Origin of the sequence: Kitasatospora sp. McL0602, from assembly GCF_052076145.1 — a bacterium.
GTDB lineage: Bacteria > Actinomycetota > Actinomycetes > Streptomycetales > Streptomycetaceae > Kitasatospora.
The window spans coordinates 5,964,081-5,981,862 of record NZ_CP197246.1; the positions used below are offsets into that span (position 1 = coordinate 5,964,081).

Annotated in this window: 17 protein-coding genes; 5 read left to right on the forward strand and 12 right to left on the reverse strand. The window is 72.4% G+C overall.

All coding sequences use genetic code 11. From position 1 onward, the window contains the following. Positions 1-2 precede the first annotated feature (2 nt). From ACR68M_RS27055 to ACR68M_RS27080, 6 genes are all read right to left on the reverse strand, one after another. Positions 3-1,004 (reverse strand): DUF2637 domain-containing protein, encoded by a 1,002-nt coding sequence (locus tag ACR68M_RS27055; protein WP_441246735.1) that lies wholly within the window; start codon positions 1,002-1,004, stop codon positions 3-5. A 149-nt stretch (positions 1,005-1,153) separates the two neighbouring features. Then, positions 1,154-1,696, reverse strand: a complete 543-nt coding sequence (locus ACR68M_RS27060; protein ID WP_441246736.1) for a GNAT family N-acetyltransferase — start codon at positions 1,694-1,696, stop codon at positions 1,154-1,156. 23 nt (positions 1,697-1,719) lie between these two features. Further along, positions 1,720-2,550, reverse strand: coding sequence for an iron-sulfur protein (locus ACR68M_RS27065; protein WP_441246737.1), 831 nt, complete (start codon positions 2,548-2,550; stop codon positions 1,720-1,722). A gap of 108 nt (positions 2,551-2,658) precedes the next feature. Then, positions 2,659-3,468, reverse strand: coding sequence for a hypothetical protein (locus tag ACR68M_RS27070; RefSeq protein ID WP_441246738.1), 810 nt, complete (start codon positions 3,466-3,468; stop codon positions 2,659-2,661). A 176-nt stretch (positions 3,469-3,644) separates the two neighbouring features. Next, positions 3,645-4,484: a hypothetical protein gene (locus tag ACR68M_RS27075; RefSeq protein WP_441246739.1), complete on the reverse strand. Its 840-nt coding sequence runs from the start codon at positions 4,482-4,484 to the stop codon at positions 3,645-3,647. Positions 4,485-4,570: 86 nt separating this feature from the next. Beyond that, positions 4,571-5,209, reverse strand: a complete 639-nt coding sequence (locus ACR68M_RS27080) for a nucleotidyltransferase family protein (protein WP_441246740.1) — start codon at positions 5,207-5,209, stop codon at positions 4,571-4,573. A 131-nt stretch (positions 5,210-5,340) separates the two neighbouring features. Between ACR68M_RS27080 and moaA the strand changes: the two genes are divergently transcribed. Both moaA and ACR68M_RS27090 read left to right on the forward strand, forming a co-directional pair. Further along, the gene (moaA, locus tag ACR68M_RS27085) at positions 5,341-6,351 is read left to right on the forward strand and encodes a GTP 3',8-cyclase MoaA (RefSeq protein ID WP_441246741.1); all 1,011 of its coding nucleotides are present in this window, start codon (positions 5,341-5,343) and stop codon (positions 6,349-6,351) included. 90 nt (positions 6,352-6,441) lie between these two features. After that, positions 6,442-7,185, forward strand: a complete 744-nt coding sequence (locus ACR68M_RS27090) for an HNH endonuclease family protein (protein ID WP_441246742.1) — start codon at positions 6,442-6,444, stop codon at positions 7,183-7,185. Positions 7,186-7,348: 163 nt separating this feature from the next. Here ACR68M_RS27090 and ACR68M_RS27095 read toward each other — a convergent pair whose 3' ends face one another. From ACR68M_RS27095 to ACR68M_RS27105, 3 genes are all read right to left on the reverse strand, one after another. Beyond that, the gene (locus tag ACR68M_RS27095; protein ID WP_441246743.1) at positions 7,349-9,571 is read right to left on the reverse strand and encodes an ArnT family glycosyltransferase; all 2,223 of its coding nucleotides are present in this window, start codon (positions 9,569-9,571) and stop codon (positions 7,349-7,351) included. A gap of 86 nt (positions 9,572-9,657) precedes the next feature. Continuing rightward, on the reverse strand, positions 9,658-9,879 hold the full coding sequence (gene infA, locus ACR68M_RS27100) for a translation initiation factor IF-1 (RefSeq protein ID WP_441246744.1): 222 nt from the start codon (positions 9,877-9,879) through the stop codon (positions 9,658-9,660). 37 nt (positions 9,880-9,916) lie between these two features. Further along, a complete protein-coding gene (locus tag ACR68M_RS27105; protein WP_441246745.1) occupies positions 9,917-10,714 on the reverse strand; it encodes an N-acetyltransferase family protein in 798 nt (265 codons plus the stop codon). A gap of 214 nt (positions 10,715-10,928) precedes the next feature. Between ACR68M_RS27105 and ACR68M_RS27110 the strand changes: the two genes are divergently transcribed. After that, on the forward strand, positions 10,929-11,399 hold the full coding sequence (locus tag ACR68M_RS27110; RefSeq protein ID WP_441246746.1) for an NUDIX domain-containing protein: 471 nt from the start codon (positions 10,929-10,931) through the stop codon (positions 11,397-11,399). Between the two features lie 5 nt (positions 11,400-11,404). Here the strand turns inward: ACR68M_RS27110 and ACR68M_RS27115 are convergent, their stop codons facing one another. Genes ACR68M_RS27115 through ACR68M_RS27125 form a run of 3 tightly spaced genes read right to left on the reverse strand, consistent with a single transcriptional unit; the run spans position 11,405 to position 16,108 of the window. Beyond that, entirely contained in the window at positions 11,405-12,514 is a 1,110-nt protein-coding gene (locus ACR68M_RS27115) for an alpha/beta hydrolase (RefSeq protein ID WP_441246747.1), read from the reverse strand. A gap of 23 nt (positions 12,515-12,537) precedes the next feature. Beyond that, positions 12,538-14,568, reverse strand: a complete 2,031-nt coding sequence (locus ACR68M_RS27120; RefSeq protein ID WP_441246748.1) for a CocE/NonD family hydrolase — start codon at positions 14,566-14,568, stop codon at positions 12,538-12,540. A gap of 52 nt (positions 14,569-14,620) precedes the next feature. After that, positions 14,621-16,108, reverse strand: coding sequence for a peptide MFS transporter (locus ACR68M_RS27125; protein ID WP_441246749.1), 1,488 nt, complete (start codon positions 16,106-16,108; stop codon positions 14,621-14,623). A 235-nt stretch (positions 16,109-16,343) separates the two neighbouring features. Between ACR68M_RS27125 and ACR68M_RS27130 the strand changes: the two genes are divergently transcribed. Together ACR68M_RS27130 and ACR68M_RS27135 are read left to right on the forward strand one after the other, a co-directional pair. Then, positions 16,344-17,468 (forward strand): HoxN/HupN/NixA family nickel/cobalt transporter, encoded by a 1,125-nt coding sequence (locus ACR68M_RS27130; RefSeq protein ID WP_441246750.1) that lies wholly within the window; start codon positions 16,344-16,346, stop codon positions 17,466-17,468. A 97-nt stretch (positions 17,469-17,565) separates the two neighbouring features. Continuing rightward, positions 17,566-17,778 carry a cold-shock protein gene (locus ACR68M_RS27135; RefSeq protein WP_441246751.1) on the forward strand — a complete coding sequence of 71 codons (213 nt, stop codon included), beginning with the start codon at positions 17,566-17,568 and terminating at the stop codon, positions 17,776-17,778. Positions 17,779-17,782: the final 4 nt, after the last annotated feature.

Here is a 17,782-nt window from a genome sequence, read left to right on the forward strand (position 1 = left end):
CGTCAGCCGAACTGCTGCTCCAGGTCCTTGAGTTTCTGTTCGAGGGAGTCGAGGCGGGGGAGGGTCATGGTCTCCTCGTCGGGCGTCAGGTCGACGGTCGGGCGGGGTTGCCGGGCCGGGAGGCCGGGCTGGGTGACGGCGGTGGGCTCCTCCGCGGTTATCGCGGGCTCCGTCGGGCTGGGCTCCAACTGAGGCCGCGGGGAGGTGCGTTGGCGCCAGACACCGCCGTGCTGGCGGCCGATCGCGCGGATCTCGGCACGCTCGCGCCGGCTGGCCAGCCGCTGGCGTTCCCGGTTGGCCGCGGCCTCCCGCTTGTCGTCCCGGACTTCCTCGACCGCCTCGTCCAGCGTGCGGACATTCTCCAGCAGCATCAACGACCAGGCCGCGTACGTCTCCAGCGGAGCCCGCAGCCACCGCACGATCCGGATCTGCGGCAGCGGCCGGGGCACCAGCCCCTGCTCCCGCAGCGCGGCCCGGCGGGTCTGCTTCAGCGCCCGGTCGAAGAGCACGGCGGCCGAGAGTGACATCCCGGCGAAGAACTGCGGCGCCCCGGCGTGCCCGAACCCCCTGGGGGCGTGCACCCAGTTGAACCAGGCGGAGGCACCGGCGAAGAGCCAGACCAGCAGGCGCGAGCCGAGCGCCGCGTCGCCGTGGCTGGCCTCCCGGACGGCGAGGACGGAGCAGAACATCGCCGCACCGTCGAGGCCGAACGGGACGAGGTACTCCCACCCGCCGGACAGGTCGAGATTCTGGATGCCGAACCCGACCAGGCCGTGGAAGGAGAGCGCCGCCGCGACGGCCGCGCAGCAGAACAGCAGGGTGTACGAGGCTCCCCCGTACAGGGACTCCTTGCGGCGGCGGCGATCCTCGCTGCGCTCCCAGGAGTCCGATGCACCGGCAGGGGCGGTGGCCCGGGTACGGGCGACTGCCACCAGCACGGCGGTCACCACCAGCACGGCCACGCCGGTGATGGCCCAGCCAAGTGGTATGTCGGACAGTTTCATGGCTTTGACCAGCCTCGCTTTCCTGCGAACTTGAGGGCGGAGCCCATCATTGCGGATGCGTGACATTGGTATGGCCGATTTGGTGTCAATGCACCAGGGAGAGGGAATTTGGGGCAACTGGTTATGAAAATAGGATGATTGAGGCGAAGTCAGAAGCCTTTCCCGGCATCACCCCGCCACTCCTCCTCGAGGATGCTGAACACGTCCGAGTCCCGCCAGCCGTCGCGGATCAGCATGGAGTGCCGCTGGCGCCCCTCGTACGTCATGCCGAGCTTGGCCAGCACCCGGGCCGAGGCGAGGTTGCGCGGGTCGCAGGTGGCGTAGATCCGGTGGAGCCCGGCCTGCTCGAAGCCGTGGGCCAGCAGGTGCTGCGCGATCGCCGTGCCGAAGCCGCGACCCCAGGCGTCCGGGTGGACGGTGTAGGCGATCTCGCCCTGGCGGTGAGCGCGGTGGCGGATGTGGAAGTCGCCGATGCCGACGGGAACACCCTCGGCGTGGGCGAGGTGGACGAGCCGGGTCGGCTGGTCCTGGGCGGACCTCTCGACGGCGGACCGGACGTAGGCGCGGGTCTGGTCCTCGGTGTTGGGGCCCCAGGGCTGGTAGCGGCAGGCCGCTTCGAGGCGGGCCCAGGAGTGCACGGCCGGCCAGTCGTCGAGGGTGAGCGGGCGCAGGGTCACGGGTGGGAGGGCCATGCGGCGATCGTGCCAGACGGGGGTTACGCCCGATGGGCCTTCGCGGCGCAGGCGCGGGGGCAGCTGAAGCAGGACTCGGCGGGGCGGACGGTGTAGAAGAGGCAGCAGCTCAGCCTGGTGCGGGTGCGCATCGGAGCCGCGTCGGGGTACTCCAGCAGGCGGAAGCCGGGGCCGTCCGGGCCGGGCGTGAAGAAGTCCGAACTGTCCTGGGGGAGCAGCTCGGTGAGCTCGGCGGCGGCGCGCTGCTCCTCGCCGAGCAGGCTGCCGATGTACCAGAGGCCCTCGATCACGTCGTCCGTCGCCATGCTCCGGAGGGTGTGCGGGCCGCGTCGCACCTCGGGGCGGAAGGCGGCGAGGACGGGCGTGAGGTGTTCGGTCAGGGCGGCCAGCAGGGCGGCGCGCAGGGCGGCCTCGTCCGGGACGGTCCTGGCACCGGGGAAGGCTGCGGCCGGGTCACCGGGGAGGCAGTGGAACTCCTCGTAGTGGAAGGTGAGTTCGCCGGTGGCGCGGCGGATCGAGACCTGTTCGGCGGGGATCCGGGGCACCCGTCGCTCCAGGAACCAGGGGAGGGTGAAGAGCAGTGCGGTGGGCCAGCAGTAGCGGTGCAGGCAGAAGCCGGCGGCGACGTCGGGCCGCAGGGGAGTGCCGTAGCGGGCCAGGCCCTGCCGGGCGTCGAAGGCGATCAACTCCCGCAGGGCGGACGGGCTCCGGAGGATGTCGGCGGTGCGGACCCAGCCGTGGCCGGACTGCGGCGGGCGGTGGTGGATGCGCAGCTCGGGGAAGACCTGGTGGAGCCTGGCGTAGCCGGCGAGCAGCGGCGGGGGGACGTGCGGCGCGATGCTGCTCACGGTCATGGCGTCGGCCCGTCGGGTCGGCCGGGCTCCGGGCGGGGCCGGGGGAGCGCGGGGGGTGGCAGGGGACCTGCCCGAAGTACTGCTCACCCCGGGCAGGTTAGCCTCACCTTAGCTGATGCTCTCCCCCACGTCGTGCGCGATGCGGCCGTCCGGGGGAGCATCCGGGGCGGGCACGGCGCTGAGCCCGCGCGCCAGCCACACCGGCACGCCACCCAGAGCATGTACCAGCCGCGCCGCCTCGGCCCGCAGTCGCGCCGCCTCCTGAGGCTCCGACACGTCCGCGAGCGCCGCGAGCGCCGGCGCGACCCCCACCGTGAAGCCGAGCTCCTCGCGCAGGCGCAGCGAGGCGTGGAAGCCCTCGCGGGCGCGCTCCACGTCGCCCGCCGCCAGGGCCAGGGTGGCGAGGTGCCGCCAGGTGTAGGAGCTGAGCAGCCCGTCGCCGGTCTCGGCCGCCCCCTCGTGCGCCCGGCGGTACGCCATGCCGGCGGCCGTCGGGTCGTGCAGCAGGTTCTCGGCGACCAGCCCGCGCCGGAAGTCCAGCAGCGGCCGCCCCGGTGCGTCCGGTGGCAGCAGGGCCGAGGTGCGGCCGAGCGCCGCCTGAGCCTCGTCCAGCCGGTCGCGCGGGCCGAGCACGCTGGCCACGTAGGCGAGGAACCCCCGGGCACAGGACGCCGCTGCGCGCTGGCCGGTGGTCGCGACCTCGGCCTCGGCCAGTCGTAGGGCCTCCTCCGCCTCCTTCCAGTGGCGGGCGGTGAACAGGCACTGCTCGATCAGTAGTTCGGCGCGACCGAGAGCCGCGACCGGGTCTCTGGCGGCGCTCGGGCGGAGTAACTCGGCGGCCTCCTGCCAACAGCCCCGCGACCTGAGCCGCCAGACCGTGTCCGCACTGCCCCCCGGGGCCGTACCGTGCTCCGACAACGCCACCTCCTTGTGTGCGGTGTCCAGCCGGCACCGGCCCGCGCGGCGAACCGCGCCAGGGCCGAGCCGTGGTGCCGCAATTCAACACGGGGGCGAGCTTGTGCACCAGATCACGAGCGTCAGTTTCTTTCCGGGCAGGGCGCGAACCTCCCTGCCCGGCTGCGGAGTTCGGCAGGTCAGGACGTCCAGCCGGTCTCCGTCAACGCCTCGGCCGCGCCGTTCGCGGGCTGCGGCAGCCCCGCCGAGTCCAGCCGGAAGAGCGCCACGAGCAGCTGTTCGCCGCGCACCGCCGCCTGGTGCGAGAAGCCGCCGACGGTGAACATCGCCGCGGCGATCTCCTCCGCGTGCAGCGTCTGCAGCCAGAGGCACTCGACGGCCTTGACGTCCGCCTGCCCCTCCGCCGCGTCGACCTGCGCGACCATCCGGCTGCCCAGCAGCGTCACCGGCCGGTCCGCCTGGTCATCCGTCAACTCCAGGTCCTCGAAACCGAGCCAGCGCAGGTAGCGGGCCGCCGTGAGCACCGCGTCCTCCGCCGTGCGCACCGGGTGCGGCCGGAACGGCGCACGCTGCTGCCCCTGCGCGGGCACCCTCGGTGCCACCTCGGCGGCCGGGCGCGAGCCGTACGGGAGCGGCGCGCGGCCGGAGCCGTAGGTGAGGTCGGTGAGGGCCGCGCTGCTCTGCAGGCGGGTGGCCCGGTCGACCGGGAGCCGCACCGTGGCACCGCAGTTGCAGGTGAACTCGGGCTGCGGCCACTGGTCGTTGCGGCCGCAGTGCGGGCAGCGCATGCTCACCCAGGAATCCTCCCAGGAGCGGAAGCGCACCTGCACCGGGACGCCCCCGCGCAGCAGGGGCACCCGTAGCTGCGCCCCGCACGGGCAGGGCAGGCTGGGTGGCTCGTACAGGTGCTCACGGCGGCAGGCCGGACACCGGATCGCGCTCACCCCGGCGGGCCGGCTGCCGTCGGCGCCGAACCGGGCCGGGTCGCTGAAGTCGTCGGGCAGCGGCAGTCCGGGCATGGCTCGTACCGTCCGTTCGGGTCGGGTGGCAGATTCTCTTCCATCGTCCCCGATCGGTGTCCGGGCCGGGACGGAAAGTGACAACCTCAGGGAGAGTTCAGGGGTGCCCGGTCCGTCCAGCGGGCAAGATCCGCCGGGGTGTCGAGATCGTCCGGCACGGCGACGTCACCGCACTCGACCAGCACGATCTCCGCCGCGTGTGCCTTCAGCAGCGCCCGCGCCCCGGCGTCGCCGCGCGCGCCCTCGGCGGCCTCGGCGAGGTGGCGGGCGCCGATCAGCACCGGGTGTCCGCGCTCCCCGCCGTACGCCGCCGCCGCCAGCTCGGCGCCCGCGCGGTGGGCGGCGAGCAGCCGGGCGACGGCGGCCGGGGTGACGCCGGGGGTGTCCACCAGCATCACCAGGACGGCTGCCGCGCCCGGCGGCAGGGCGGCCAGGCCGACGCGCAGCGAGGAGCCCATGCCGCTCTCCCAGTCGGGATTGTCGACAAGTCGGCACCCATCCAGCTCGGCTGTGGCCCGGACCTCCCCGGCGGCCGCGCCCAGCACGACCACCGCCGTCGGGCAGCCGCCCGCCCGGACCACCGCGAGGGCGTGCTCGACCAGCGGCCGCCCCCGGTACGGGATCAGCGCCTTGGGCCGCCCGCCGAGCCGCCGCCCGCCGCCCGCCGCGAGAATCAGCGCGGGGATCGGCGCAGGGCTCAGCGGGGGGATCTGCTGGTTGTCCATGGGGCTCAGTTTGGTACGCCCGGCCGGGCGGAGATAGTTGGATGATTCTCCAAGGCAAACCCGCAGGTCGGCGGCGTGGACAGGCTCTTCCGCCGCTGGATCTTCGGCGGGCCGCGCTCTTCACTGGGCTGATGGACACCAGGCAGATGGACACCGCACCCGCACCGCTGGTCGACCGGTTCGGCCGGGTCCACACCGACCTGCGGGTATCCCTCACCGACCGCTGCAACCTGCGGTGCACCTACTGCATGCCGGCCGAGGGCCTCAACTGGCTGCCCAAGGCCGAGGTGCTCACCGACGACGAGATCGTCCGGCTCGTCCGGGTCGCCGTCCGGCAGCTCGGGATCACCTCGATCCGGCTCACCGGCGGCGAACCGCTGCTCCGGCGCGGCCTGCCCGGCCTGGTCGCCCGGCTCACCGAGCTCGGCCCCGAGCTCTCCCTCACCACCAACGGCATCGGCCTGGCCCGGACGGCGGCCGAGCTCAAGGCGGCCGGCCTGCACCGCGTCAACGTCAGCCTCGACACTCTCCGGGCCGACCGCTACGCCGAGATCACCCGGCGCGACCGGATCGCCGACGTCTTCGCCGGCATGGCCGCCGCCCAGGCCGCCGGGCTCGCCCCCGTCAAGGTCAACGCCGTGCCGGTGCGGGGCGTCAACGACGACGAGATCGTCGAGCTGGTCGAGTTCGCGGCCGAGCACGGCTACCGGATGCGGTTCATCGAGTCCATGCCGCTGGACGCGCAGGGCGCCTGGGACCGCACCAAGATGATCACCGCCGACGAGATCCTGGAGATCCTCGGGCGACCCTGGCAGCTCGTCCCCGTCGGCCGCCACGGCAACGCCCCGGCGGAGGAGTGGCGGATCTCCGGCACCGACACCGTGGTCGGCGTGATCGCCTCCGTCACCCGGCCGTTCTGCGGCGGCTGCGACCGCGTCCGCCTCACCGCCGACGGGCAGTTGCGCAACTGCCTCTTCGCGACGACCGAGTCCGACCTGCGGGCCCTGCTGCGCGGCGGCGCGGCCGACGCCGAGATCGAGCGCGCCTGGCGGGCCACAATCGCCCGCAAGGGCCCGGGGCACGACATCAACTCGGCGGGCTTTGTCCAGCCGGACCGCCCGATGTCCGCCATCGGCGGCTGACTCCCGCCGGAGGGGCCGGGTGTGGCGACTTGACCCGGTGTAAGGGGGCTGGTCTGCTGGGGCGCTGTCAGATGTCACACCTTCGGGGGATTGATTTCCGTGCGCGCCCGTTCAACCGTACTGCCCGTCGCTGCCCTGCTGCTGATCGCGGGGTGCGCCGGGGCCAAGCCCTCGCACGACACCGCCGCCCCCTCCGCCGCGCTCGGGACGAGCCCGCTCGACAACCCCGACGGCACCAGGCCCGGCCTGGCGCCGCTCACCTCCGACAGCGACCGCAAGGCGGGCCGCGACCTGATCGCCAAGGTGAAGACGGCCGACGCAGGCCCGAAGACCGGCTACGACCGGGACCAGTTCGGCCCGGCCTGGACGGACAACGTGGACGGGGTGCCGCTCGCCCACAACAACTGCGACACCCGGGACGACCTGCTCGCCCGCGACGGCAAGTCGCTGGAGCACAAGGACGGTTCGGCCTGCGTGGTGACCGGCATGTCGATCTACGACCCGTACACCGGCAAGAACGTCCAGTGGACGAAGCAGCAGGCCACGAAGATCCAGATCGACCACGTGATGCCGCTCTCCTACGACTGGCAGATGGGCGCCGCGAAGTGGGACAAGGCCAAGCGGACCCAGATCGCCAACGACCCCCTCAACCTCATCCCGGCCGACGGCTCGCAGAACGCCTCCAAGGGCGACTCCGGCCCGGCGAGCTGGCTGCCCGCAAACGAGGCGGTGCGCTGCTCGTACGCGGTGCGGTTCGCCCAGGTCTCGCTGAAGTACCAGCTGCCCGTCACGCCGGCCGACAAGAAGACCATGATCCAGCTGTGCGGCGGTTGAAGAGCCGCTGACCACGACCGGGCCGGGCACCGGCACCACCGCCACGGCTCCGGACTCCGGCTCGACCCCCGGGAGTTCGAGGACGAGTAGCTCCGCTGGCGCCGCAGCCGAGAAGGCCCGCCCCGCGACGCGACCGACGCGGGGCGGGGCAGGCCAGGGGGTCTCAGCTGGTCGGGGTGGTCAGGTCGTAGATCGTGGTGCCGCCGACCGTCTTCGCGGTGAAGTGGGCGGCGACCCAGGTCGCGATCTCCTCGGAGTCGGAGGAGCCGCCGGAGCGGCTGCCGCCGATCCCGCCACCGCCCATCCCGCCACCGCCGCCGATGAAGTAGTGGATGCGGTGGTCCTGCACGTAGGACTGGAAGGCGCTGAGGCTCAGCGAGGGGTCGGAGCCGTTGAAGCCGCCGAGCGCCATCACCGGCTTCCCGGTGGCGAGTTGGTAGCTTGCCTGGTTCTGCGAGCCGATCGCCGCCGCGACCCAGGTGTAGGAGTCGGAGTCCTGCTCGAGCTGGGCCGCGAGCTCGCTGCTCACCCGGGCGCCGTCGATCAGACCGCCCATCCCGCCGCCCGCTGCACCGCCCGCGCCGCCACCTGCTGCACCGCCTGCGCCGCCGAACCGGCCGCCCTCGGCGAAGCCGGGGGGAAGGGCCGGCATGCCGTTCCGGCTGCCCGCCGCCCCGCCGCGCTGTCCGCCGGGGAAGCCCCCGGCCGGGAAGTTCCGGCCCGCCCGCTGCTTGGCGCCGCCTGCCATGCCCGGCCCACCGAAGCCCCGGTCACCGGCCACCCGGGGCCCGGCCGTCGGGATCGAGCCGGTGTGCGCGGTGGCGACGGTGTCGACCGCGTACGCCGCGGGCCCGCCGAAGGAGGCCACCAGCGCGGCCAGCCCGGCCACCGCCGTGATCCGCGCGGCAGGCCGCTCGGGCAGCCGGGAGGCGAGCAGCAGCACACCTGCCGCCGCCAGCCCGCCGAGCAGCACCACGCCCCGCAGCCACGGTACGAACGAGGAGCTGCGCCCGAGCAACACGTACGCCCAGACCGCCGTGCCGCCGACGGTGACGGCGAGCAGCGCCGCGTACGGCAGCCTGCGCCGGGCCCGCCACAGGCCGTCGACGCCCATGCCGACCAGGGCGGCGATGGCCGGGGCGAGGGCCACGGTGTAGTACTGGTGGAAGATGCCGCCCATGAAGCTGAAGGTCAGCGCGGTGCAGAGCAGCCAGCTGCCCCAGACCAGGAAGGCCGTCCGGGCGGTGTCCGTCCGTGGGTGGCGGCGGGTGGCCCAGAGGCCGAACAGCAGCAGGAGGAGCGCGGCGGGCAGCAGCCAGGCGATCTGCCCGCCGATGTCGCCGTCGAACAGGCGGGTGATGCCGGTGGAGCCCCACATGCCGCCGCCCTGGCCGCCCGCGCCGCCGCCGCCGACGCTGCCGGTCTCGTTGCCGGTCAGGCGGCCGAAGCCGTTGTAGCCGAAGGTGACGGAGAGGAAGCTGTTGTCCTGCGAGCCGCCGATGTACGGCCGGGCGGAGGCGGGGACGAGCTCGACGATCGCGACCCACCAGCCGCCCGCGACCAGCGCCGCCAGACCGGCGAGCAGCAGTTGGCGCACCCGGCGCCAGAGGCCGGTCGGTGCGACCACCAGGTAGATCAGCGCGAAGGCCGGCAGGATCAGCACGGCCTGGAGGGTCTTGGTGAGGAATCCGCAGCCGAACATCACGCCGACGAACACCAGCCAGCGGGTGGACGCGGTCTCGCTCGCCCGCACCAGCCCGTACGCGGCCAGCGTCATGAGCAGCACCAGCAGCGCGTCGGGGTTGTTGAAGCGGAACATCAGCGCCGCGACCGGCGTCAGGGCCAGCGCGGCGCCCGCGACGAGCCCGGCCAGCGGGGAGAACCGGCGGCGCACCGTCGCGTACACCGTGCCGACGGTGGCGACGCCCATCAGGGCCTCGGGGGCGAGCACGCTCCAGGAGTTGAGGCCGAAGACCCGAGCCGCCAGCTCCATCGGCCAGAGCGACATGGGGGGCTTGTCGACGGTGATGAAGTTGGCGGCGTCCGAGGAGCCGTAGAAGAAGGCCTTCCAGCTCTCGGTGCCCGCCTGGACGGCCGCCGAGTAGAAGGAGTTGGCCCAGCCGGAGGCCGACAGCCCCCACAGGTAGAACACGGTGGTGGCGGCCAGCAGCCCGAGCAGCGCGGGCCGCACCCACCGGGGGTCGTCCTGCCGCCCGCGCCAGACCCGGCCGGGCAGTGCCCGCAGCCCGCCCGGCCCCCGCGCGGGCGGTTCGGCGGGTGGGTAGATCGGGGTGACCGTGGCCCGCGCCGGGGGCACCGGCGGCGGGTAGTTCGCAGCCTCGGGCCACGGTTCACTGGTCGGAGGGATGGAACTGGTCGTGGTCATGGGGAATACGCTCGGTCGCGCCGCTGAGATTTCCGTGAACCGGGGCTATGAGCGCGCTCTAAGTCCAGCCCGGAGGTTGTCGGCTGTTACCGGTAGCGGAAGAGAATCCGACCCCGGGTCAGGTCGTACGGGCTGAGCTCCACGAGCACCCGGTCGAACGGGAGGATCTTGATGTGGTTCTTCCGGATCTTCCCGCTGATGTGGGCGAGCACCTTGTGCCCGTTCTGGAGCTCCACCGTGAAGGTGGCGTTGCGGAGACACTCGACGACGGTGCCTTCGGTCTCTATCGCGCCTGCTGTTTTGGCCATGGTCTCTCCTGGGGTCTGGAAGGTATGTGACTGGGCGTCAGCGGAGTACCAACTCCAGGTTGCTGCGCACGCATTGGGCGCCGACGCCCTCGAACAGTGCCTTGGCGGCCAGGTTGGACTCGCTCACCTCGGCCGCTGCCGTGGCGACGCCGGAGCGGTGCAGCGCGCCCAGCACCTGGGCCAGCAGCGCGCGGGCGATGCCCCGGCGGTGCTGCCCGGCCCGGACGGCGATCAGCCCGATCCGGGGGTAGCGGGGCACCGGCGCCAGCCTGAGCAGCCCGACGTACCGGCCGTCCTGGGCGGCCACCGCGTACTTGGACGGGTCGAGCACGGTGACGCCCTGCGGGAGGTGCAGCACCTCGGCCGGCATCGACCGCCACCCGACGGTGGCCTCGACCTCGGCGCGGACCAGGCGGTCCAACACCCGCAGCGGGCCGTCCTCCGCCTCGCCGACGGGCACGATCGTCACGCCTGACGGCGGTCGTACGGAGTCGAGCCCGGTGACGCGCGGATCGGTGGGTACGGCGTACTCCCACTCGCGGCGCAGCATGGTGAAGCCGGCCCGCTCCCACCCGGCCGCCTGGTCGGCGTCGGCCTCGTCGACGAGCGTGTACAGCGGCGTCGGCAGGCCCGCCCGCATCACCTGGGCGAGTCGGTCGAAGACCGCGGCGTCCCACGCGTCGATGCTGAGGAAGACCCGCCCGTCGGGCCGGTGCGATGCGTCGCCGTGGCCGACGACCTGGTCGTCCTGCACGGCCTGCCACTGCCCGTCCGCGATCTGCGTGATCACCATCGGGTGTCCGGCCGTGCCGGAGCTGGAATGCACAGTGTTCATAAGTGTCTGCCCTTCGGGAGTGCCCTGAGTCTCAGGCGCTCCCGGCGACACCTACGTCAGCCGCCGACCCGTGAAGGACAAGGGGGAGCACCCACTGCGTACAGCGTTCATGGGTCTCACCTCCTGGCTACGGCTTCACGGCTGACCGCACGCTATCAGCGGCCGGCCACCCCGACCAACGGGTTTTCCGCCCGCCGCCGGAGGAGACTGACGCATGGCCAGGACCGAGTACTACGACGACCCCGAAGCCCCGATCCCCAACCGCCTGGTGGTGGCGGCCTCGGCGGTCGTGACCGACGCCCTCGGACGCATCCTGCTGCAACGCAGGACCGACAGCGGCCTGTACGCGCTCCCCGGGGGCGCCATGGACCTCGGCGAGTCCCTGCCCGGTGCGGCGATCCGGGAGGTACGGGAGGAGACCGGGCTGGATGTGGAGATCACCGGGCTCGTCGGTACCTACACCGACCCGCGCCACGTCATCGCCTACTCGGACGGGGAAGTGCGCCAGCAGTTCAATGTCTGCTTCACCGCGCGCGTCACCGGTGGGACGCTGCGCATCTCGGACGAGTCCACCGACCTCAGGTTCGTCGCACCCGGGGAACTCGACGGCCTGCCGATCCACCACACCCAGCGCCTGCGGCTTCGGCACTTCCTCGGTGATCGGCCGGCCCCGTACCTGGGGTGACGGGGTCAGGCGGCGAGGCGCTTGCCGAGCCAGGCGAGGGCGGGGGGGATCTCGCGGGTCCAGGTGTGGAAGTTGTGGCCGCCGCTGTCGAGGGTGATGGTGGAGAGCTGGGTGGGGGCCTTGAAGGCGGCGATCATCTTCTGGGTGCCCTCGTAGTTGTCCTCGTTGGGGCTGGTGGCGAGGAGCAGGGAGACGGGGGCGGCGGGCTTGTTGTGGAGGCGCCAGAGCAGGTCGTTCTCGTGCTTGAGGTTGGCGTTGCCGGCGAAGAGGTCGCCGGTGGTGGGGTCGATCGGGGCGGTGTAGTAGCCGGAGAGTGAGATGGCGGCGCTGTAGGCGCCGGGCTTGCGGAGGGCGAACTTCAGCGCGCAGTAGCCGCCGGTGGAGTTGCCGATCACGGCGCGGGCCTGCGGGCGGTCGCTGATGCGGTAGGCGCCGGACATCGCCTTCGGGAGGTCCTCGGTGAAGAAGGTCTCGACCTGCGGGCCGTTGGGGATGTCCATGCACTCGGTGTCGCGGTTGCCGCCCGAGGCGGTGGTCCGCATCATCACCAGCACGGTCGGCGGCAGCTGCCCGGAGTCGATCGCCTGGAGGGTGGAGGCGGGGTAGGCCATCAGCGAGATCAGCTTCTCGGCCGAGCCGGGGTACCCGGCCAGCACCAGCGCCATCGGGAACTGCCGGGTGGCGAAGCCGGGCTGGAAGTACTGCGGCGGCAGGTAGACGTACGCCTCGCTGCTCAGGCCCGAGCCCGCTCCTTTGATGGTGACGTTCTGGATCACCCCGGAGCGGTCCTTGGCCGAGCCCTGCGCGGAGTACATCTTCTGCTCGCCGGTCAGCGAGACGGCCTTGCCCGGCTGGTGGTCGACGACCGTGCCGGGCGCGCCGTCGGTGCCGAGCAGGTCGCTCCAGGTGGTGTAGAAGCCGAAGTACGAGTTCGCCACCAGGCCCATCGCGAGCAGCACCGCGACCTGCGCGGCCAGGAAGGCGCCGATCCGGCCCAGCCAGCTCTTCCACCCCCGCCCGGCGAGCCGGGGCCAGAGCCACATGGTGGCGGCGAAGACGGCCACCGCCAGCACGGCGGCGATGATCTGCAGGGGGACTCCGGTCAGGCTGGGCATTGGGCGATGGTAACCGGAGATTCTCAGGAGGCCACGCGCGGGATGCGGCGTTCCCAGCTGCGGTCGAAGACGACGTCGCCGCCCTCCAGGGCGGTGAGGTGGTTGCGGGTGGTGAAGTGGGTGGCGTCGGCGGTGATCTCGGAGCGGGTGCGGACGGTGGTGTCCCAGCCGAGGTCGGGGCGCTGGAGCCGGATCGTCCAGTCGGAGCGGGTGCGGGCGCTGAGCGGGTCGTCGGAGTGGATCTCGTACGAGTCGAGGGCCTCCTCGTCGAAGACCAGGCCGTCGGGGTAGGTGCGCGAGCCGCCGTACCGGGGGTCGACCTCCAGCCGCCACTCGCCGGCGGCGACGTCGCGGCGGAGCAGCCGCTCGGGCCGGGCGGTGAGCGGTTCGGTGACCCGGACGTCGAGGCCGACGGACTGCTCGGGGGGCCCGAAGGTGATCGGCGGGTTCCCGGCGTCGGCGGCCAGGTGGCGGACGGGCAGGGTGAGCGCGCTGTGGCCGGGGTCGAGTTCGAAGCCGCCGGTGCCGGGCTGCGGCCAGACCCAGGGCCAGTACGCGGAGGAGAGCGCGAGGCGCAGGCGGTGGCCGGGCGGGAAGGCGTGGGCGATGCCGACGAGCTCGAGGTCGACGTCCTCGACGGCGCCGGGCTGCCACTCGACGGCCTTGTCGCGCCCGCGCCGGGCGGAGAGGTTGAGCACGCCCCGGGTGACGAGGGTGGACGAGCCGTCGGGCGCGACGTCGCAGAGCCGGGCGGCGATCTGGCCGCGCCGCTCGTCGCAGCGCAGCCTCAGCCGCACCGCCGCCCGCCCGAGGATCTCGACCTGCTCGGGCAGCGGGGCGGAGTCGAAGCAGACCGAGCGGCCGTCCTCCTCGCGCTGGTCGGGCGGCAGGTCGGCGTCGTTGCCGAAGGGGAAGAACCGCCCGGCGTCCACGCCGGTGTGCTGCGGGGAGCGGACCCGTACGAAGCGGTCGCCCGAGGGGGTGCCCGCCGTCCGCAGGGCGTCGTCCAGGCCGTAGTGCACCTCGCGGACGTCCGGCGAGGGCCAGGAGTCGTCGCCGACCCAGCGGCCGGGGCGGTTGGCGTAGACCGTCGCGGGCGGGACGGACTCGTTCATCCAGCTGCGCAGCACCGGCTCGGCCATCACGCCGGTGTCGATGTCCTTCAGCCAGTGGTCCCACCAGCGCAGGGTCTCCTGGAGGAAGCCGATCGCCGGGCCCGGCGGCAGCCCCCGGTCCGGGTACTGGTGCGACCAGGGGCCGATCAGTCCCCGGACGGGGGCGTCCAGGTGCTGGGCGAGCCGCAGTACGGTGTCCCGGTAGGGGTCGGCCCAGCCGCCGACGGCGAGCACGGCGGCCCTGACCGCGCCGTAGTCCTCGCAGACGCTGCCGTGGCGCCAGTAGTCGTCGCGGGTCTGGTGGGTGAGCCAGGGGTGGACGAAGGGCTCGATCGCGTCGAGCCGCTCCAGCCACATCCGGCGCCAGCCGTCGCCGACGTACTTCGGGTCCGGCGGGCGGGCGGTGAAGGCGAGCATGGTCGCGGACCAGGCGTGCATGTCGACGGCGAGCAGCGAGCCGCCGAAGTAGTGCACGTCGTTGTCGTAGCGGTCGTCGGTGGAGCAGACGGTGACGACGGCCTGGAGCGCCTCCGGGGCGAGCGCGGCGATCTGGAGGCTGTTGAAGCCGCCCCAGGAGATGCCGAACATCCCGACCCGCCCGCTGCACCACGGCTGCCGGGCCAGCCACTCGACCACCGCGACGCCGTCCGCGAGCTCCTGCTCGGAGTACTCGTCGCCGGGCAGCCCGCCGGAGTTCCCGTGCCCGCGGATGTCCACCCGGACGGAGGCGTAGCCGTGCCCGGCGTACCAGGGGTGGCGCTGGGCGTCGCGCGGCGCCGTCCAGTCGCTGAGCCGGTACGGGAGGTACTCCAGCAGGGCGGGCACGGGCTCGTCGGTGACGGGCCGCCAGATCCGTGCGTACAGCTCGGTGCCGTCCGGCAGCGGGATGCGCAGGTCCTCGCGGACGGTGCGGTACGGGTACGCGGCGGGGTGCTGCATGGCGGTCACTCCCGGGACGGGGGTCGTGGACGGTGCGTCAGTGGACGGTGCGTCAGTGGACGGGGTGCATGGTGCGGCGCATCCAGGGGAGCAGCGTGCAGAGCACGATGCCGCAGAGGACGGCGAAGAGGCCGATCGAGCCGTAGTAGGCGGCGTCCGGGATCTCGCCGTAGAGGCGGACGAGCTGCGCGGAGATGCCCTGGGCGAGGGCGAGCGAGAGGAACCAGAGGGCCATCGTCTGGCTGGCGAAGTGCCGGGGCGCCAGCTTGGTGGTGGCGGACATGCCGGTGGTCTCCAGCAGGATGTCGCCGATGCCCATGAAGAGGTAGCAGCCGACCAGCCAGAGCGCGGCGACGCGGTACTCGCCGCTCTTCCCGGCGGTCGGGAGGACCAGCAGCAGGAAGGCGGCGCCGCCCGCGAAGAGCGAGTACGCGATCTTGCGGGAGGCGTGCGGCTGGCGCCGGCCGAGGCGCACCCAGAGCGCGGCGACCACGGGCGCGGCCAGCACCTCGATCACGCCCAGCACCGACTGCCACCAGCTGGAGGGGAAGCTCCAGCCGAGGACGGAGTTGTCGACGTGGTCGAGGGCGAGGAAGGCGAGCGTGGTGTAGGAGGAGAAGAGCACCAGGTTGAAGACCACCGAGGCGCAGAACAGCACCAGGTACGGCCGCAGCCGCCCGCGCTCCTCGGCGGTGACCTCGGGGCTGCGGAACATCACGGCGAAGTAGGCGACCGGCGCCAGCACCGAGACCAGGGTGATCGCGTCGACGCCGCGCTGGAGGGTGAGCCGGCCGACGGCCCACATCAGCACGCCGAGCGCCGCCACGGCCGCCGCCGCCGTGAGCGTCCGGCGGAGGTAGCGGCTGCGTTCGGCGGGCCGGAGCGGGTTGACCGGGCCGTGGTCGCGGGCCAGGCCGCCGCGGCCGAGCACGTACTGCACGACGCCGAAGGTCATGCCGATCGCGGCGGCGGAGAAGCCCCAGTGCCAGCCCCAGTTCTGGCCGAGCCAGCCGCTGACCAGCGGGCCGAGGAAGGCGCCGATGTTGATGCCCATGTAGTAGAGCGCGAAGCCGGCGTCGCGGCGCTCGTCGTCGGTGGCGTAGAGCTGGCCGACCATGGTGGAGACGTTCGGCTTGAGGAAGCCGGTGCCGATGATGATCAGGCCCAGCCCGACCCAGGTCATCGCCGGGGCGGGCACCGCCATCGCGTAGTGGCCGCAGGCGATCAGGATGCCGCCGTGCAGCACCGCGTGGTACGAGCCCAGCACCCGGTCGGCGACCCAGCCGCCGACCACCGAGAGCAGGTAGACCAGGGTGCCGTAGGCCGCGACGACGGAGGAGGCGGTGTTCTTCGCCATCCCGAGGCCGCCGTCGGCGACGGCGGCGGCGAAGTACAGCGCGAGGATCGCCTGCATGCCGAGGAAGGAGAAGCGTTCCCAGGTCTCGGTGCCGAAGAGGGTCATCAGCCCTCGGGGATGGCCGAAGAACGAGCGGTCGAGACCGGGCGCCTCCGACCTCTTGGTGTCGGCGCTGTTGAGCAAGGTGCTGCCTCTCGATGTCTGAGCGGTGCTGACCGGCCGTCCGGCGATCTTCAGAATCAGACAATAGTGGACGTCAACTCCTATTTCCTGACTATTCGGGGCAGTACGGGGGTGGTGAACGAGTCAGAGAGGGGCTTGTAGTTGCACTGAAGTTGCAACTACAAGCAGCGGCGGGGAAGGATGGCCCAGCTCGGCTACCCACACCTCAGCTGCCCACCCGTACGAAAGGACCCCCATGTCAGCGCCTGCCAGGCTGCGCGACCGGCTCACCCGGGACGAGTGGCTCCGCCTCGCCGGGATGGGCGGGTTCATCCTCGCGCTGCACGTCATCGGCTGGTTCACGCTGCTCGCGGTCATCGCGCCGCAGCACTACGACGTGGGCGGGCAGGTCTTCGGCGCCGGCATGGGCCTCACGGCCTACACCCTCGGGATGCGGCACGCCTTCGACGCCGACCACATCGCCGCCATCGACAACACCACCCGCAAGCTGATGGGCCAGGGCAAGCGGCCGCTCTCGGTCGGTTTCTGGTTCTCGCTCGGCCACTCGTCGGTGGTCTTCGCACTCTGCGCGCTGCTCGCCTTCGGCATCCGCTCGCTGGCCGGGCAGGTCGAGTCGGACGACTCCTCGTTGCACCGGACCACCGGCCTGATCGGCGTCAGCGTCTCCGGCACCTTCCTGGTGCTGATCGGTCTGATCAACCTGGGCGCCTTCAACGGCATCCTCAAGGTCTTCCGCAAGATGCGCGACGGCGAGTTCGACGAGGCCGAGCTGGAGCGGCAGCTCGACAAGCGCGGCTTCATGAACCGCATCCTCGGCCGCGTCACCAGGGCCGTCACCAAGCCGTGGCACATGTACCCCGTCGGCCTGCTCTTCGGGCTCGGCTTCGACACCGCGACGGAGGTCTCGCTGCTGGTGCTGGCCGGCGGCGCCGCGGCTTTCTCGCTGCCCTGGTACGCGCTGCTGGTGCTGCCGGTGCTGTTCGCCGCCGGGATGAGCCTGCTCGACACCATCGACGGCTCGTTCATGAACTTCGCGTACGAGTGGGCGTTCTCCAAGCCCGTCCGCAAGATCTACTACAACCTGACGGTCACCGGCCTGTCGGTGCTGGTCGCCCTGGTGATCGGCGTGATCGAGCTGGTCGGCCTGCTCGGCGAGAAGCTCGACATCACCACCGGCCCGGTCGGCTGGATCGCCCGGCTCGACCTCAACCTCGTCGGCTACGCGATCGTCGGCCTGTTCGTGCTGACCTGGGCGGGTGCCCTGGCCTTCTGGAAGTTCGGCAAGGTCGAGCAGAAGTGGTCGGCGGGCATCCGCGAGGCCGTGCCCGCAGCGGTCGTGCCGGCGGCCGAGCAGGAGTAGGAACGGCGACGGCCGTGTAGGTCGCGGCCGGCTGGGCATGATCGGCTTCACGCGGCCGTACTTCGACCGCCGCGCCGGGCGCGAGCAAGGAGCTGACATGGCCGAGAGGCAGAACGGCACCGTCAAGTGGTTCAACGACGAGAAGGGCTACGGCTTCATCACCCCGGAGTCGGGCCCGGACCTGTTCGTCCACTTCCGGGCCATCCAGGGCACCGGCTTCAAGAGCCTGAAGGAAGGTCAGCTGGTCACCTTCGTCCCCGTGCAGGGCCAGAAGGGCATGCAGGCGGACGAGGTGCAGGTCGCGGCGTAGCGGC

Excerpts from the sequence above, each read along its gene's own strand:
- ACR68M_RS27055 (WP_441246735.1), bottom strand. The coding sequence starts at position 1,004 with ATGAAACTGTCCGACATACCACTTGGCTGGGCCATCACCGGCGTGGCC.
- ACR68M_RS27060 (WP_441246736.1), bottom strand. The coding sequence starts at position 1,696 with ATGGCCCTCCCACCCGTGACCCTGCGCCCGCTCACCCTCGACGACTGG.
- ACR68M_RS27065 (WP_441246737.1), bottom strand. The coding sequence starts at position 2,550 with ATGACCGTGAGCAGCATCGCGCCGCACGTCCCCCCGCCGCTGCTCGCC.
- ACR68M_RS27075 (WP_441246739.1), bottom strand. The coding sequence starts at position 4,484 with ATGCCCGGACTGCCGCTGCCCGACGACTTCAGCGACCCGGCCCGGTTC.
- ACR68M_RS27080 (WP_441246740.1), bottom strand. The coding sequence starts at position 5,209 with ATGGACAACCAGCAGATCCCCCCGCTGAGCCCTGCGCCGATCCCCGCG.
- moaA (WP_441246741.1), top strand. The coding sequence starts at position 5,341 with ATGGACACCAGGCAGATGGACACCGCACCCGCACCGCTGGTCGACCGG.
- ACR68M_RS27095 (WP_441246743.1), bottom strand. The coding sequence starts at position 9,571 with ATGACCACGACCAGTTCCATCCCTCCGACCAGTGAACCGTGGCCCGAG.
- infA (WP_441246744.1), bottom strand. The coding sequence starts at position 9,879 with ATGGCCAAAACAGCAGGCGCGATAGAGACCGAAGGCACCGTCGTCGAG.
- ACR68M_RS27105 (WP_441246745.1), bottom strand. The coding sequence starts at position 10,714 with ATGAACACTGTGCATTCCAGCTCCGGCACGGCCGGACACCCGATGGTG.
- ACR68M_RS27110 (WP_441246746.1), top strand. The coding sequence starts at position 10,929 with ATGGCCAGGACCGAGTACTACGACGACCCCGAAGCCCCGATCCCCAAC.
- ACR68M_RS27115 (WP_441246747.1), bottom strand. The coding sequence starts at position 12,514 with ATGCCCAGCCTGACCGGAGTCCCCCTGCAGATCATCGCCGCCGTGCTG.
- ACR68M_RS27120 (WP_441246748.1), bottom strand. The coding sequence starts at position 14,568 with ATGCAGCACCCCGCCGCGTACCCGTACCGCACCGTCCGCGAGGACCTG.
- ACR68M_RS27130 (WP_441246750.1), top strand. The coding sequence starts at position 16,344 with ATGTCAGCGCCTGCCAGGCTGCGCGACCGGCTCACCCGGGACGAGTGG.
- ACR68M_RS27135 (WP_441246751.1), top strand. The coding sequence starts at position 17,566 with ATGGCCGAGAGGCAGAACGGCACCGTCAAGTGGTTCAACGACGAGAAG.